Genomic DNA, 15446 nt, shown 5'->3' on the forward strand with positions numbered 1-15446 from the left:
ACCGGCCGGGCCTAACTTCCCGATACCCGATGCGCTTTTCGGTACCAGGCCGAGCCGGGCTCAGTACCAGCCCCAGCTCTGCATCTCCTCAAACGAGACCGGCACCACGCGCCCAGCGGTACTTCGCCCCGAGCACGGCCACCGGCTTCTCAGTGGTGTACGGGTAGGCGACGACCCCGTGGTCGTAGAGGTACGTGCTCGCCTCCTCCACCTCGGTGTCGCCGGCGAGGGACGCCACCACCGGCTTCTCGATCCCCTTCTCCCGGAACTCGGCCACCACGCGGGCGGTGAGCTCGGCGAAGACCATCGGCGGGGTCACGATCGTGTGCCAGTAGCCGAGGATCAAGGCGTGGATCCGGTCGTCCTCGAGACCGAGCCGGATCGTGGCCTCGTAGGTCGACGGCGGCTCGCCACCGGTGATGTCGATCGGGTTGCCGGCGGCGCCGAACGGCGGGATGAACTTCCGGAACGCCTCGTCGAGGTCCGGAGGGATCTCCATCAGCGACATCCCGTTGTCGACGACCGCGTCGGACAGCAGCACTCCGGACCCGCCGGCGCCGGTGATGATGACGACGTTCTCGCCCTTCGGCGCGGGCAGCACCGGCACGCCCCTGGCGAACTCGAGCATGTCGTTCAGCGAGTAGGCACGCACCACACCGGACTGGCGCAGGATGTCGTCGTAGACCTTGTCGTCGCCTGCCAGCGCGCCGGTGTGCGAGCCTGCGGCCCGCGCCCCCATCGCCGTGCGGCCGGCCTTGAGCACGACCACCGGCTTCTTCTTCGTGATGCGCTGCGCGGCCTCGACGAACGCGCGGCCGTCCTTGAGGTCCTCGAGGTGCATCGCGACGACCTTCGTGTCGTCGTCCTGCTCGAAGTAGGTGAGCAGGTCGTCCTCGTCGAGGTCGGACTTGTTGCCCAGGCCGACGATGGCCGAGACGCCCGTCTTCGTGGTGCGGGCGAACCCGAGGATCGCCATGCCGATGCCGCCGGACTGCGACGTCAGCGCGACGCCACCCTTGACGTCGTAGGGCGTGCAGAACGTCGCGCAGAGGTTCTGCGGCGTGTAGTAGTAGCCGTAGATGTTCGGCCCCAGCAGGCGCACGCCCAGCTCGCGGCCGATCTTCACGATCTCGTCCTGCAGCTCGTGGTTGCCGGTCTCTCCGAACCCGGAGGGGATGAGCACCGCGGCCGGCACGTTCTTCTCGCCGACCTCGCGCAGCGCCTGCGGCACGAACTTGGCCGGCACGGCGAACACCGCCACGTCGACCTCGCCGGGCACGTCTCTGATGCTCTTGTAGGCCTTCTTCCCGAGGATCTCGTCGGCCTTCGGGTTGATCGGGTAGATCTCGCCCGCGTAGCCCCCGTTGATGAGGTTCTTCATCACCGAGTTGCCGATCTTGCCGTTCTCGGCCGACGCCCCGATGACGGCGACCGCGTTCGGCCGCATCATGCGGTTCATCGTCGCCAGGATCTCCTCCTGGCTGTAGCGCACGGGTTCGGTGGGCTCCTCGGCGTCCAGCAGGATCCGGACGTCCGCGGCGGACGCGCCGTCGGGGCGGGCGAACACCGGGTTGAGGTCGAACTCGCGGATCCGGGGGAAGTCGGTGACCAGATCGGACAGCCGCGTGATGATCTCGGCGAGCGCGTCGGCGTCGGCCGGTTCCGCCCCACGAGCGCCCTTGAGGACCTCGGCGGCCTGGATGCCGTCGAGCATCGAGTGGGCGGTCTCCGCGTCGACCGGAGCGAGTCGGAAGGTGACGTCCTTGAGTACCTCGACCAGCACACCGCCCAGGCCGAAGACCACGACCTTGCCGAACGTCGGATCCGTGGTGGCCCCGATGATCACTTCCTGGCCGCCGGCGAGCATCTGCTGCACCTGCACGCCGTCGATGTCGGCGTCGGCCTTGTAGACCTTGGCGTTGGCGATGATCTCGTCGAAGGCCGCGCGTACGGCGTCGTCGCCGGAGACACCGACCTTGACGCCGCCCGCCTCCGTCTTGTGCAGGATGTCCGGCGACACGATCTTCAGTACGACCTTGCCGCCCAGCTCGGCGGCGAGGCGGACGGCGTCGTCGGCCGTGCTGGCGAGGCCCTCGCCCGGGGTCGGGATGCCGTACGCCTCACAGACGCGGCGGCCTTCCGGGGCGGTCAGCGAGTCGCGGCCTTCGGCCAGTGCTTTGTCGAGGACATCGCGCACGGCGTCCTTGTCGTACCCGGCTCCCATGCTCAGATCACTCCGTTCGTCTTGAGCTCGGCGAAGCGCTCCGGGTCGAGGCCCAGCTCGCGCACGTACACGTCCTCGTTGTGCTGGCCGAGCAGCGGAGAGGTCTCGACCTTCACCGGCGAGTCGGACAGCTTGATCGGGCAGCCGACGGTCTTGAACGCACCGCGCTCCGGGTGGTCGACCGTGACGATCATGTTGTTGTCGACAAGCGACGCGTCCTCGATCAGCTCCTTGGTGGAGAGGATCGGGCCGCACGGGATGTTGTGGGCGTTCAGCTCGGCGAGCGCGTCCCACTTGCTGAGCCCCGAGGACCACTCCTCGATCAGCTGGAACATCTTGTCGAGCTTGGGCAGCCGAGCCTCCGGCGTGGCCCACTCGGGGTCGTCGGCCAGCTCGGGCCTGCCGATCAGCTCCGCGATCGGCGCCCAGCCGGGTGGCTGCACGATGACGTAGATGTAGTCGTTGGGGCCGCCGGGCGCGCACTTCACGGCCCAGCCGGGCTGCCCGCCGCCGGAGGCGTTGCCCGAACGCGGGACCTCGTCGCCGAACTCCTCGTTCGGGTACTCGGCGAGCGGGCCGTGGGCGAGTCGCTGCTGGTCGCGCAGCTTCACCCGGCACAGGTTGAGCACCGCGTGCTGCATCGCGACCGTGACGCGCTGGCCGCGCCCGGTGCGCCCGCGCTGGACGAGTGCGGCGAGGATTCCGGCCACTGCGTGCATCCCGGTGCCGGAGTCGCCGATCTGGGCGCCCGTGGCCACCGGCGGGCCGTCCTCGAATCCGGTGGTGCTCATCGAGCCGCCCATCGCCTGCGCGACGACCTCGTACGCCTTGTAGTGCGTGTACGGGCCTTCACCGAATCCCTTGATGGATGCGTAGACCAGGCGCGGGTTCAGCTCCTGGAGCCGGTCCCATGTGAATCCCATGCGATCGACGGCACCGGGTCCGAAGTTCTCCACGAGCACGTCGGACTTCTGCACCATCTCGATGAAGAGCTGCTTGCCTTCTTCGCTCTTCATGTTGAGTGTGATGCTGCGCTTGTTGCAGTTCAGCATCGTGAAGTAGAGGCTGTCGACGCCGGGCACGTCCCGCAGTTGCTGGCGGGTGATGTCGCCGGTCGTGGCTTCGAGTTTCACCACGTCAGCGCCGAGCCAGGCCAGGATCTGGGTGGCCGACGGGCCCGACTGGACATGGGTCATGTCCAGGACACGGATGCCTTCCAGTGCACTCATCGTCAGCCCTCGCTGCACTCGGTCTGCGCTTCGCGCGCACGCTGTGACATTGATTCGCTCGCAAGCTCGCTCATTGACCGCCCCTGATCACTTGTACATCGTCTGGTTCATGGTGCCCGGCGCATAGACCTCCGGATCGACCCACACATTGATGAGCGAGGGCAGACCCGATTCCCGGGCGCGCTGCAGCGCGGGCGCGATGTCGGCAGGGTCGCGCACTTCCTCGCCGTATCCGCCGAGCATCTTCGCGAACTGGTCGTATTTGACGTGGCCGAGCGTGTTGCCGACCCGGCCGCGGTCCTCGCCGTACTTCTGGATCTGCCCGTAGCGGATCTGGTTCATCGACGAGTTGTTGCCGACGATCCCGACGAACGGGAGGTTGAAGCGCACGAGCGTCTCGAAGTCCCAGCCGGTGAGGCTGAACGCGCCGTCGCCGAAGAGCGCGACGATCTCCTTGTCCGGCCGGGCGTGCTTGGCGGCCAGCACGAACGGGATGCCGACGCCGAGCGTGCCCAGCGGGCCGGGGTCCATCCAGTGGCCGGGCGACTTGGGCTGCACGACCTGGCCGGAGAAGGTGACGATGTCGCCGCCGTCGCCGATGTAGATCGAGTCCTCGGTGAGGAACTCGTTGATCTCGTGGACCAGTCGGTACGGGTCGATCGGCGAGGCCTCGGAGTGCTGCCGGGGGAGGCGCTTCTCGTAGGCGGCGTCCTCGAACGCCCGCAGCTCGTCGATCCATGCCTTGCGGTTGGGCGCGCTCGTGGCGCGTCCGGACGACGCCGCGGTGACGGCGGAGAGCACAGCGCCCGCGTCGCCGACGATGCCGAGGTCGATGTCGCGGTTCTTGCCGACGGTGCCGTAGTTGAGGTCGATTTGCACGACCTTGGCGATGGGCGACAGGCGCTTCCCGTATCCCATCCGGAAGTCGAACGGGGTGCCGACGATGATGATCAGGTCGGCCTCGTTGAAGGCATGCCGGCGGGCCAGCTGGAAGTGCATCGGGTCCTTGGGCGGGAGCGTGCCGCGGCCCGCGCCGTTCATGAACGCGGGGATGTTCAGCGTGCGCACGAACTCGATCGCGGCGTCGGTGGCCCGGCACGTCCAGACCTGGTTGCCCAGCAGTACACAGGGTTTCTCCGACCGGGCGATGAGGTCGGCGAGCTGCTCGACGGCGGCCGGGTCGCCCGCCGACTTGGTGGACGCGCGGTAGGCGCCCGCGCGGGGGATCCTGGCCTGCTCGAGCGGCACGGAGGCGTCGAGGACGTCACGGGGGATCTCGAGGAACGACGGCCCCGGTGCGCCGTTCAGGCTCTCCCGGAAGGCCATCGAGACCATGTCGGCCACGCGCGCGGTGTGCGGCACAGTGGCGGCGAACTTCGTGATCGGGTTGAGCATGTCGACGTGCGGGAGGTCCTGCAGCGACCCCATCTTGTGCTGGTTGAGCGCGCCCTGGCCGCCGATGAGCAGCATCGGGCTCTCGGCGCGGAAGGCGTTGGCCACGCCGGTGACCGCGTCGCTAGTGCCGGGGCCCGCCGTCACGACGGCACAGCCCGGCGTGCCGGTGATGCGGGCGTAGCCGTCCGCCGCGTGGGCGGCGACCTGCTCGTGCCGGACGTCGATGACGGCGATGCCCTCGTCCACGCAGCCGTCGTAGATGTCGATGATGTGCCCGCCGCAGAGCGTGTAGATCGTGTCCACACCTTCTGCCTTCAGCGCCTTCGCTACCAAGTGACCGCCGGAGATCGTCTCTGCCGCGACGGGTGGATCACCGACCCCGTTGCTGGCAGCGCTTCCGGGGATCGTCTGCGTCATAGGAAGCATCTCCTCGTCATCGCCGCTGGTGGAGCTCGACGGCCTGTCTACTGCATACGGTATGGCTGTCTTGGTACTCCTCGGTCGGCCCGTTGTCCAGAGCGAGCTTGACTGCTCGTCGACTCCATACTGCATACTGCATGCACAATCACCGAGGACGGGAGCCCGACGTGAAGGTTGCTGTGCTGGGGGCAGGTGCGATCGGTGCGTACGTGGGCGCGAGCCTGAGTCGGGCGGGTGCGGACGTGCACCTTGTCGCCCGCGGGCCGCACCTCGCGGCGCTGCGCGAGCGGGGGGTGGAGGTGCGCAGTCCGCGGGGGGACTTCACCGCCCACCCGCACGCGACGGACGATCCCGCGGAGATCGGACCGGTGGACCATGTCTTCCTGGGATTCAAGGCCAACGCCTACGCGGCGGCGGGCCCGATGGTTGCGCCGCTGCTGCACGAGCGCACCACGATCATCGCAGCGCAGAACGGCATTCCCTGGTGGTACTTCCACAAGCTGCCGGGCCCGTTCGAGGGCCACCGGATCGAGAGCGTCGATCCCGACGGCGCGGTCACGAGGGCACTGCCGGTGGACCGCGCGATCGGCTGCGTCGTCTACGCGGCCACCGAGATCGAGTCACCCGGTGTCGTCCGGCACCTGGAGGGCACCCGCTTCTCCATCGGCGAGCCGGGCATGACCGTCTCCGCGCGATGCACCGAGTTCGCGGATGCGATGGTGGCCGGCGGGCTGAAGTGCCCGGTCGAACCCGACCTGCGGTGCGACATCTGGATCAAGCTGATGGGCAACATCGCGTTCAACCCGCTGAGCGCGCTCACCCGGGCCACGATGGCCGGCATCTGCAGGCACGCGGGCACCCGCAAGCTCGTCGCGCAGATGATGGAGGAAACCCTGGAGGTGGCCCACCGCGTGGGCTGCTACCCGGAGATCTCGGTGGAGAAGCGGCTCGCGGGCGCCGAGCGCACCGGCGAGCACAAGACGTCCACGCTGCAGGACCTGGAGCGCGGCCGCCCCATGGAGCTGGACGTGCTCCTCGCGGCTGTCGTGGAGCTGGCGGACCTCACCGGCGCGGAGGTCCCGACGCTGCGGGCCATCACGGCGGTGGCCGATCTGCTCAACCAGCAGGTGGTCGCGGCGTCCTGAGAGGCCGGCCCGGGTTCAGGAAGCCACGTTCATGAAGTCCAGGTTCATGGATGTGGCTTTCCTGAACCTTCTTGTGGGCAGGCCGTGAGCACCGGCAGCCTCGACGGGAGACAGGCGGCCAGCCAGGCCGAGGTGCCGAGCAGTAGGGCATCGACCGCGTGGGCAACGAGGTCGACGCGGCCGATCCGGCTGAGGGGGAACGCGGCGCCTGCGATCAGCAGCGCAACGGCGAGGGGCCGCGGCACGAGCCGGGTCCACAGCAACGCGCCGCCGAGCAGGACGAGCGACAGCGGGAAGAGCGGGCCGGGTCCCCAGAGGGCGAGCCACGCGGCCACGGGGTGCTGGTTCACCGCCGAGAGCGACTCGCCTGCGGTGATCCCGTAGACGCCCTCGAAGAAACCCTGCAGGCCGAAGGCGATCCCGCCCAACGTGCCGAGCAGGGTGAGCACGAGACCCGCGGTGGCCGCTGCCGGCAGACGGGTGTGGAGGTGTTCCCAGGCGCCGACAAGCCCGTACACCCACGTCGCGGACGACAGCGCGACGATGACGCCGCCGGTGACGCCGTAGCGGCCATCCACCCAGAAGAACGTGGAGGCCGCCAGGAGCAGCGGGCCGAGCACGAGGGACGCGCGGCGGAGCGCGAGGAGACCCATGCTTCGCAGGCTATGCGTAGATCGCCTACATATGATCCGGGCGAACCCCGAACTTCCTCGGGGTCCCCGCTGCGGTCAGTCCGGTGGAGGCGGCACGTTCGGCGCTACGAGCGGTGCAGCTCTCGCCCCAGTTGCGCGGCGAGGCTCACCGACTGCTCGATCTCGGCGCGGCGGATGGAGACGCTCTCCACGTTGAGCCCGAACGGGACTCCGAGACGCCGGCAGTAGGCGATGAGGTCGAGGGCCGTCGCGAAGGCCTGTTCGTGGGAGGCGACGAGCGGGTCGGCCGCGTGCCTCAGCTCGTTCTGGATCCAGCGCGGTACGTCGACACCGAGCCAGCTCAGGAACTCGAGGGTCTTCGTCGAGCCGACGACGGAGAAGGTGAACACGATCGGGACCGGTGCCACGCCTCGGGCGTCGCACTCGTACCGGTAGTCCGAGACGAGGTCCTTCGCCGCGTTGACGTCGTAGACGACCTGGGTGACGAAGAAGGAGCAGCCGGTGGCCTGCTTCGCGAGCAGGCGCAGGTGCTCGTCGCCGCGGCGGGTGTGGCGTTCGGGGATCGCGACACCGCCGAGCGCCAACTCGGGTCGCACCGTTGCCCGCAGCTGCCGGGCCTGCGCCAGCGACGTCGCCACCTGCTTGCCGCGTGAGGAGGCCCCGACGAAGACCGACAACACCCGGTCGGTGTCCTGGGCGCGCAGCCACGACCGGAGTTCGGCCTCGGGGTACTTCCCCACCACGCGGTAGACGACGGCAGGGACGTCGCACGCCGAGAGGTGCCGGGAGAGGTAGTCCGCCGGATCCATGGTGGGCAGGAACGGGAAGGGACGCTCCTGGGAGGTTCGGTCGCTCTCGTCGTCGATGTCGTACAGCACGAGGCCGTCCAGGCCCAACGGGCGGAGCCGCTCGAGGGTCACCTCGGCGATCTCCTGGGCCCGTTCCGGCGAGGCCGCCCGCCGGGGCGGCGTCACCGCGAAGAGCAGGAACTCCCCCTTGCCCTCCAGAATGCGCCGCCGCAGATCCACACGGTCATCCTAGGAGCGGCACCCTCCGCCGAGCCTCCGCGACGGGGGTGCCGCCCAGCCGGGTGGATCAGTCCGCTGCGGGCACGAGGTCCGGGACCGGCTCGAACTCCTTGATCGCGTCGAGGCTCTGGCCCATCGCGGCGTTGGCCTCGCGCTCCACCATGATCTCGACGAGCACCGGCAGCTGCTGTGCCTCCGACTCGAGGGCGGCCCAGGCGAGCGCGTCCTCGATGTCGCCCGGCTGCTCCACCCGGCGGGCGGGGCAGCCGAAGGCCTCCATGAGCTTGACGTGGTCGATGCCGCCCTCGCCGTAGTGCAGGTCCACGGCGTAGTTCATGTCGTAACCGAGCTCGGCCTGCCGGATGAGCCCCAGGTACTCGTTGTTCACCATGACGATGACGAACGGGATCTTGTACTGGGCGGCCACGGCGATCTCCTCCATGAGGAACTGGAAGGAGTAGTCGCCGACGACGGCCACGACCTGCTTGTCCGGGTACGCGCACTTCACGCCGATGGCGGCGGGCACCTCCCAGCCGAGCGGCCCGGCCTGCCCGCACACCAGGTAGTGACGGGGGCGGAACGTCTGCTGGAACTGGCCGGACCAGATCTGGTACAGCCCGATCGCGGTGACGAACGTGGTGTCCGGGCCGAACGCGCGGTTCAGCTCGCGGTAGACGCGCGGCGGCTTGATCGGGACGTCGTCGAAGTCGTCGCGGCGCAGCAGCGTGCCGCGCAGCTCGGCCACCCGTTCCACCCAGCGTCCGGGCGCGTGCTGGGGCGAGGCGCCGCGGGCGTGCTCGTCCAGCGCGGCCAGGGTGGGTTTGGCGTGCCCGACGATCCCGAGGTCCGGTTCGAAGACCTTGCCGATCTGCGTCGGCTCGATGTCGACGTGGATGAACGTGCGCCCGCGCCGGTAGGTCTCCAGGTCACCGGTGTGCCGGTCGCCGAACCGGGCGCCCACCGCGAGCACGAGGTCGCTCTCCAGGAATGCCGCGTTGCCCCATCGCGTCTGCGTCTGCAGGCCCGCCATCCCGGCGAAGAGCGGGTGGTCCTCGGGGAACGCTCCCTTGCCCATCAGCGTGACCTGCACCGGCACCTGCAGGTACTCGGCCAGCCTGCGCAGCTCGTCGCACGCGTCGGCGCCGATCACGCCGCCCCCCGCGAGGATGATCGGGCGCTGCGCGTCGAGCACCATCTGGACGGCCGCGGCGATCGGCTGCGGCCGCGGCAGCGGGACGTCCACCGGGAACGGCGCGTCGAGCGCTGGGTCGTAGATGCAGGTGCCCTTCTGCACGTCGATCGGCAGGTCGATGAGCACGGGTCCTGGCCGGCCGGACCGGGCGATCCGGAACGCCTCCCGGAACACCCATGGCGCCTGCGCCGGCTCCTTGAGCTGCACCGCCCACTTCGTGACGGGCTTGGCGATCTCGACGATGTCGACCGCCTGGAACGCCTCCTGGTGCAGCTTCGCCCGCGGCGCCTGCCCGGTGATGCAGATCATCGGGATCGAGTCGGCCAGCGCCGTGTACAACCCGGTGATCATGTTGGTACCGGCTGGGCCGGAGGTCCCGATCGACACCCCGACCTTGCCGGTGGCTCGTGCCCACCCGTCCGCGGCGTGGGTGCCGCCCTCCTCGTGGCGCACCGTGAGGTGCTTGATACCGCTCTTCCGCAGCGCGGCGTACAGCGGCAGGATCGCGGCGCCCGGGATGCCGAAGACGGTGTCGACGCCCTCCGACTCGAGCACCGCGGCGACGGCTTCCATGCAGGGGATCCGGGTCATCAGGCAGCCTTTCCCGAGAAGTTCTCCAGCACCTTCAGCAGCACCGAGTGGTCGAGCGAGCCGTAGCCCTGCGCGCGGGCCGCGGCGATGAGCTGGGCGACGAGGCCGGTCATCGGGAGGGCGATGCCCGCCTCCCTGGCCGCGGCGATCGCGATGCCCATGTCCTTGTGGTGCAGGTCGATCCGGAAGCCGGGGGCGAAGTCCCGCGCCACCATCGACTTCCGCTTGAGCTCGAGGATGCGGCTGCCGGCGAGGCCGCCCGCCAGTACGTCGAGCCCGGGGCCCGGGTCCACTCCTGATGCCTCGAGCAGCACGATCGCCTCGGCGACCAGCGCGTAGATCCCGCCGACCACGAGCTGGTTGGCGGCCTTCACGGTCTGGCCCGCGCCGCTCGGCCCGACGTGCACGATCGTCTTGCCGAGCACCTCGAACACCGGCCGGGCCGCATCGAACGCGTTGACATCGCCGCCCACCATGATCGAGAGGACGCCGTCGATCGCACCCTTCTCGCCGCCGCTCACCGGCGCGTCGAGGGCGCGCACCCCGCGGGACGCGGCCGCCGCGGCCACGGCGACCGATGTGTCCGGCCGGATCGTGCTCATGTCGATCAGGAGCAGGCCGGGCTCGGCTTGCTCCAGCACCCCGCCGGGGCCGAGGACGACCTCCTCGACCTGCGGCGAGTCCGGCAGCATCGTGATCACGACGTCGGCAGCGGTGGCGGCGGCAACCGAGTCGACGTACTTGCCGCCCGCGGTGACGAGCCGTTCCGCCGCGGCTTGCTGGGTGTCGTGGCCGAGCACGGTGTGGCCTGCGGCGAGGAGGTTGGCGGCCATCGGGCCGCCCATGATCCCCAGCCCGATGAATCCGATCGTCGTCACGCAGTCTCCTCAATCTTGGCCGAGCGCAGCTGGCGGGGGAGCCAGTCGAAGCTGTCGGCGCTCGGGCCGACCGGCTTGTACTCGAGCCCGACGTGGCCGGAGTAGCCGCTCGCCGCGAGCCGCCCGAGCACGGCGTCCCAGTCGAGCTCGCCGGTGCCGGGCTGCCCACGGCCGGGCGGGTCGGCGATCTGGACGTGCGTGAACCGGTCGCCGCGCAGCTCGACGAGGCGCTCGACGGGCTCGCCCATCCGGGCCAGGTGGTAGAGGTCGGCGAGGAAGCCCACGTTCGGCACGCCGTGCACGACCTTCAGGTAATCGACGAGGTCGAGCGCCTTCTGGGACGAGGTGATCGGGTAGCGGGGGCTCTCGAAGCTGTTGAGCGCCTCGATCACCACCGTCGCGCCGACGCGCTCGGCGGCCGTCGCGGCGAACCCGAGGTTCTCGGTGGCGAGCTCCCGCTGCTCCGGAACCGTCACGTCGGCATCGCGGTTGCCGTACAGGGCGTTGAGCACCGTGCAGCCGAGCGATGCGGCGAACCCGACGGCCACGTCGACGTTGGCTCGGAACCGCGCGCTCTCCGACGGGCGGGAGAGCAGCCCGCGGTCGCCCGCCGCCATGTTGCCCGCGTCGAAGTTGAGCCCGACCAGCCGCACGCCCGCGTCGGTGATCGCGGTGCGCAGCGCGTCCAGCTCGCGGTCGGCGGGCACCGGCTCGGGGAACGGCCACCAGAGCTCGATCGCGTCGAACCCGGCTGCGGCCGCGGCGGCCGGCCGCTGCAGCAGCGGCAGCTCGGTGAAGAGGATGGACAGGTTGACGTCGTAGCGCAGGCCCGCGGCGCTCACGCGCTCGCTCCGAGCCGCAGACCGGCGAGCTGCTCCCGCATCAGCGCGGCCGTCTCGCTGGGCGTCTTGCCGACCTTGACCCCGGCCGCTTCCAGGGCGTCCTTCTTGGCCTGGGCCGTGCCCGCCGAGCCCGACACGATCGCCCCGGCGTGGCCCATGGTCTTGCCCTCCGGCGCGGTGAACCCGGCCACGTAGCCGACCACCGGCTTGGTCACGTTCGCCTGGATGAAGTCCGCGGCCCGCTCCTCGGCGTCCCCACCGATCTCACCGATCATCACGATCGCCTTGGTGTCCGGGTCCTCTTCGAAGGCCGCCAGTGCGTCGATGTGCGTGGTGCCGATCACCGGGTCACCACCGATCCCGATCGCGGTGGAGAAGCCGTACTCCCGCAGCTCGTACATCATCTGGTAGGTCAACGTCCCGGACTTCGACACCAACCCGATCGGGCCGGCACCCGCGATGTCGGCCGGGATGATCCCCGCGTTCGACTTCCCGGGCGAGATGATCCCCGGGCAGTTCGGGCCGATGATCCGCGTCCTGTTCCCGGTGGCGCAGGCATGCGCCCACAGCCGGGCGGTGTCGTGCACGGGGACGCCCTCGGTGATCACGACGGCGAGCCCGATGCCGGCGTCGATCGCCTCGATTGCGGCGTTCCCGGCGAACCGAGGGGGGACGAACAGGACGCTCACATCGGCGCCGGTCTCGGCCATCGCCTCGGCGACGGTGCTGAAGACCGTGAGGTCGCGGCCGCCGATCGTGACCGTGGTGCCGGCCTTGCGGGCGTTCACACCGCCGACGATGTCCGTACCGGCGGCGAGCATCTTCGCCGTGTGCTTGGTGGCCTCGCTCCCGGTGATGCCCTGGACGATGACCTTGCTGTGCGCGTGCAAGAAGATCGACATGCTCAGGCTCCCACCTTCGCGAGCCGGGCGGCGCGGTCGGCCGCCTCGTCCATCGTCGTGACCTGGGTGACGAGGGGGTGGTTCGCCTCGTCCAGGATTCGGCGGCCTTCCAGGACGTTGTTGCCGTCCAGCCGCACCACCAGCGGCTTGGTGGCGGCGTCGCCGAGGATCTTCAGCGCCTCGACGATCCCGTTGGCCACCGCATCGCAGGCAGTGATCCCGCCGAACACGTTGACGAACACGCTCTTGACGTCCGGGTCGCCCAGGATCACGTCCAACCCGGCCGCCATCACCTCGGCCGAGGCGCCACCGCCGATGTCCAGGAAGTTCGCCGGCTTCACCCCGCCGTGCTTCTCCCCGGCGTACGCCACCACGTCCAGGGTCGACATGACCAGGCCGGCGCCGTTGCCGATGATGCCGACCTCGCCGTCGAGCTTGACGTAGTTGAGGTCCTTCGCCTTCGCCTTGGCCTCGAGGGGGTCCTCGGTGCGCTGGTCCACCAGGTCGGCGTGGCCGGGGTGGCGGAAGGCGGCGTTGTCGTCCAGCGTGACCTTGCCGTCGAGCGCGACGATCTCGCCCTGCGCGGTCCGGACCAGCGGGTTGACCTCGACGAGGGTGGCGTCCTCGGCCACGAACGCGTCCCACAGGCTGCTGATCACCTTGGCGGCCTCCCCCGCCACATCGGAGGGCAGCACGGCGGCGATCCGGGACGCGGTCTCGGCGTCGACGCCGCTGAGCGGGTCGATCGGCACCTTGAGGAGCGCGTCCGGTCGCTCGACCGCGAGCTGCTCGATCTCGACGCCGCCCTCGGCCGAGCACATCGCGAGGAACGTGCGGTTCGAGCGGTCCAGCAGGAACGAGAAGTAGTACTCCTCCGCGATGTCGCTGGCCTCGGTGACCAGCACCCGGTGCACGGTGTGGCCCTTGATGTCCATGCCGAGGATCGCGGCGGCCTTCTCCCGCGCCTCCTCGGCCGTCCGGGCCAGTTGCACCCCGCCTGCCTTTCCTCGCCCGCCGGTCTTCACCTGGGCCTTCACCACGACCGGTCCGTCGAGCTCGCGGGCCCGATCGGCGGCCTCGGTGGGCGTGTCGGCCACCGCGCCACGGAGGACTGGCACGCCGTGGGCGGCGAAGACGTCCCTGGCCTGGTGCTCGTAGAGGTCCACAGTGCGGTCTCCCGTCTCCTGCTCGAGCAGTGGCGGTCGACTGTATGCAGTATGGAGAAAGTTGTCCAGGGGACTTGTGTGCTGGCTCACGCGTAGCGCAGTATCGGGCATACAGTATGGAAGGAGCTGCCATGGTCCGGGAGATCCGCGACAACCACGGTCGCCGCTACCGGGTGGGCGAGTCACCGGAGGAGCTCATCGGACGTCCCCGCTCCAGCGTGCTGTGGCAGGCGTGGCCGCCGATGGCGGCGGTGGGCGTGTTGCAGTACGGGTACGGCGCGGCGGTTCCTGCGCTCATGGAGCGCAACGGCTGGACCCTCGTCGGAGCGATCTGGCTGCTCGCCGGGTGGACCGTGCTCCAGGCCGGCGTCGGCCTGCCCACCGCATACCTGCGTGAGCGCCACCGCATCGGGCCGCGTCCGGTCATGGTGGCCGGGGCGGCGCTCTCCGCGCTCGGGCTCGTCGTGCTCGCTCACAGCACCGAACTGCTCGGCGCGCTGCTCGGCTTCGCCCTCCTCGGCGGCACCGGCGCAGGCCTCGTCTACGCGGCGTGTACGTCGACGGTGGCGAAGTGGTACCCGGAGCGCATGGGCCGACGGGTGAGCATAGTGACCGGGGCCTTCGCCTACGGGTCCGTACCGTTCATCGTGGCCGCCGTGATCGGGCTGGATGCCGGCAACCTCACCACGGTTCTCGACACCGCCGCGGCGGTGCTGTTCGTCCTCGTGGCCGGGCCGGGCCTCTTCTTCCGCGATCCGCCGCGCCGGTGGTGGCCCGCCGAGGTCGACCCGCAGGCGTGGGCCCTGCGCAACCCGGCCCGCCGGATGAACCCGCCCGCCATCCGCGAGTTCTCGCCCGCTCAGGCGATGCAGACCCGCGTGCTGCTGGTGATGTACCTGATCCTGCTCGGCGCGGGAGCGGTCTCGCTGTTCAACGCCGCGTTCATCGTGGTCTACGCCGGCGGCGTCGCGGCCACCCTCGGCGCCGTTGCGCTCGCGGCAGGCCTGTTCGCCGGGGTCAGCGGGGCCGGCCGGGCGCTTGCCATGCGGGTGTCGGACCGGCTCGGGCGCTGCCGCACGCTGAGCGCCGTGCTCGCCGTGCAAGGGGTGGCGCAGTTGCTCTTCGCGCTGTCCGCGGCCACCGGCAAGACCGGTGCGCTCGAGGTCGCGGCGGTGCTCGCGGGCCTCGGTGGTGGTGGCTTCTACCCGATCTTCGCCAGCCTTGCGCGCGAGTACTTCGGCGAGCAGAGCGCGCTCGAGGTGCACGGCCTCGTCTACAGCGCCAAGGCCGTCGGCGGGGTGCTCGGCATCGGGTTCGCCGCACTCGCCGTCACCACGTGGGGCTGGGCCGCCACGTTCACGGGTGCGGCCGTCGTGTCGCTCGTCGCGGCCAGGGCCGCCGGAGCGCTCCAGCGGCCCGGGCTGCCCAGCACCCTGCCGCTTCCCCGGCTCCCGGAGCAGCGATCCCGCTATGCATGACACGCCGATGGCCGCCCCCGACAAGGGAGCGGCCATCGTGTTGTCCGTCAGGCCCGGGTGAAGGGGCGGTCCTCGGTGGCCGGGCGCGTCCGCGTGGTGAGCGGCATGGCCTCGGCGCCCCGGGCCCGCTGGGCCCGGAGCGCGGCGTCCAGGCCGAGGCCGATGCTGCGGCCGTCGGCAGAGGAGCCGCGCGGGAGGTCCTGCAGGGACCGGATGAAGTTGCGCAGCGTACGCATGCTTGTCACCTCCGTGATAAGGGTTCCCCGACCGCGAGCCGGCATGCGGGTTCGGACGCGGCGGCGC

Annotated in this window: 13 protein-coding genes; 2 read left to right on the forward strand and 11 right to left on the reverse strand. The window is 70.2% G+C overall.

Annotation, left to right across the window (positions count from 1 at the left end; all coding sequences use genetic code 11):
* Positions 1-88: 88 nt before the first annotated feature.
* From K1T35_RS02070 to K1T35_RS02080, 3 genes are all read right to left on the reverse strand, one after another.
* Entirely contained in the window at positions 89-2224 is a 2136-nt protein-coding gene (locus K1T35_RS02070; protein ID WP_220258502.1) for an acetate--CoA ligase family protein, read from the reverse strand.
* A gap of 2 nt (positions 2225-2226) precedes the next feature.
* Positions 2227-3453 carry a formyl-CoA transferase gene (gene frc / locus K1T35_RS02075; RefSeq protein WP_220258503.1) on the reverse strand — a complete coding sequence of 409 codons (1227 nt, stop codon included), beginning with the start codon at positions 3451-3453 and terminating at the stop codon, positions 2227-2229.
* Between the two features lie 87 nt (positions 3454-3540).
* Positions 3541-5274, reverse strand: a complete 1734-nt coding sequence (locus K1T35_RS02080) for a thiamine pyrophosphate-binding protein (RefSeq protein WP_220258504.1) — start codon at positions 5272-5274, stop codon at positions 3541-3543.
* Positions 5275-5435: 161 nt separating this feature from the next.
* Here K1T35_RS02080 and K1T35_RS02085 point away from each other — a divergent pair, with 161 nt between their 5' ends.
* A complete protein-coding gene (locus tag K1T35_RS02085) occupies positions 5436-6413 on the forward strand; it encodes a 2-dehydropantoate 2-reductase (RefSeq protein ID WP_220258505.1) in 978 nt (325 codons plus the stop codon).
* A 44-nt stretch (positions 6414-6457) separates the two neighbouring features.
* Here the strand turns inward: K1T35_RS02085 and K1T35_RS02090 are convergent, their stop codons facing one another.
* From K1T35_RS02090 to sucC, 7 genes are all read right to left on the reverse strand, one after another.
* Positions 6458-7066 carry a hypothetical protein gene (locus K1T35_RS02090; RefSeq protein WP_220258506.1) on the reverse strand — a complete coding sequence of 203 codons (609 nt, stop codon included), beginning with the start codon at positions 7064-7066 and terminating at the stop codon, positions 6458-6460.
* Between the two features lie 104 nt (positions 7067-7170).
* Entirely contained in the window at positions 7171-8094 is a 924-nt protein-coding gene (locus tag K1T35_RS02095; RefSeq protein ID WP_220258507.1) for a methylenetetrahydrofolate reductase, read from the reverse strand.
* 67 nt (positions 8095-8161) lie between these two features.
* Positions 8162-9877 carry a glyoxylate carboligase gene (gcl, locus tag K1T35_RS02100; RefSeq protein ID WP_220258508.1) on the reverse strand — a complete coding sequence of 572 codons (1716 nt, stop codon included), beginning with the start codon at positions 9875-9877 and terminating at the stop codon, positions 8162-8164.
* Positions 9877-10755 (reverse strand): 2-hydroxy-3-oxopropionate reductase, encoded by an 879-nt coding sequence (locus tag K1T35_RS02105; RefSeq protein WP_220258509.1) that lies wholly within the window; start codon positions 10753-10755, stop codon positions 9877-9879. The genes gcl and K1T35_RS02105 overlap by 1 nt, the downstream gene beginning before the upstream one ends.
* A complete protein-coding gene (locus K1T35_RS02110) occupies positions 10752-11597 on the reverse strand; it encodes a hydroxypyruvate isomerase family protein (RefSeq protein ID WP_220258510.1) in 846 nt (281 codons plus the stop codon). The genes K1T35_RS02105 and K1T35_RS02110 overlap by 4 nt, the downstream gene beginning before the upstream one ends.
* A complete protein-coding gene (sucD, locus tag K1T35_RS02115) occupies positions 11594-12499 on the reverse strand; it encodes a succinate--CoA ligase subunit alpha (protein WP_220258511.1) in 906 nt (301 codons plus the stop codon). Before sucD ends, K1T35_RS02110 begins: the two co-directional genes overlap by 4 nt.
* A gap of 2 nt (positions 12500-12501) precedes the next feature.
* Entirely contained in the window at positions 12502-13665 is a 1164-nt protein-coding gene (sucC, locus tag K1T35_RS02120) for an ADP-forming succinate--CoA ligase subunit beta (protein ID WP_220258512.1), read from the reverse strand.
* A gap of 131 nt (positions 13666-13796) precedes the next feature.
* Between sucC and K1T35_RS02125 the strand changes: the two genes are divergently transcribed.
* Positions 13797-15143 (forward strand): MFS transporter, encoded by a 1347-nt coding sequence (locus K1T35_RS02125; protein ID WP_220258513.1) that lies wholly within the window; start codon positions 13797-13799, stop codon positions 15141-15143.
* Positions 15144-15190: 47 nt separating this feature from the next.
* On the opposite strand, the gene K1T35_RS02130 is transcribed toward K1T35_RS02125, so the two are convergent.
* Positions 15191-15379 (reverse strand): hypothetical protein, encoded by a 189-nt coding sequence (locus K1T35_RS02130; protein WP_220258514.1) that lies wholly within the window; start codon positions 15377-15379, stop codon positions 15191-15193.
* Positions 15380-15446: the final 67 nt, after the last annotated feature.

This window comes from Pseudonocardia sp. DSM 110487, assembly GCF_019468565.1.
Lineage (GTDB): Bacteria > Actinomycetota > Actinomycetes > Mycobacteriales > Pseudonocardiaceae > Pseudonocardia.

Excerpts from the sequence above, each read along its gene's own strand:
- K1T35_RS02070 (WP_220258502.1), bottom strand. The coding sequence starts at position 2,224 with ATGGGAGCCGGGTACGACAAGGACGCCGTGCGCGATGTCCTCGACAAA.
- frc (WP_220258503.1), bottom strand. The coding sequence starts at position 3,453 with ATGAGTGCACTGGAAGGCATCCGTGTCCTGGACATGACCCATGTCCAG.
- K1T35_RS02080 (WP_220258504.1), bottom strand. The coding sequence starts at position 5,274 with ATGCTTCCTATGACGCAGACGATCCCCGGAAGCGCTGCCAGCAACGGG.
- K1T35_RS02090 (WP_220258506.1), bottom strand. The coding sequence starts at position 7,066 with ATGGGTCTCCTCGCGCTCCGCCGCGCGTCCCTCGTGCTCGGCCCGCTG.
- gcl (WP_220258508.1), bottom strand. The coding sequence starts at position 9,877 with ATGACCCGGATCCCCTGCATGGAAGCCGTCGCCGCGGTGCTCGAGTCG.
- sucD (WP_220258511.1), bottom strand. The coding sequence starts at position 12,499 with ATGTCGATCTTCTTGCACGCGCACAGCAAGGTCATCGTCCAGGGCATC.
- K1T35_RS02125 (WP_220258513.1), top strand. The coding sequence starts at position 13,797 with ATGGTCCGGGAGATCCGCGACAACCACGGTCGCCGCTACCGGGTGGGC.
- K1T35_RS02130 (WP_220258514.1), bottom strand. The coding sequence starts at position 15,379 with ATGCGTACGCTGCGCAACTTCATCCGGTCCCTGCAGGACCTCCCGCGC.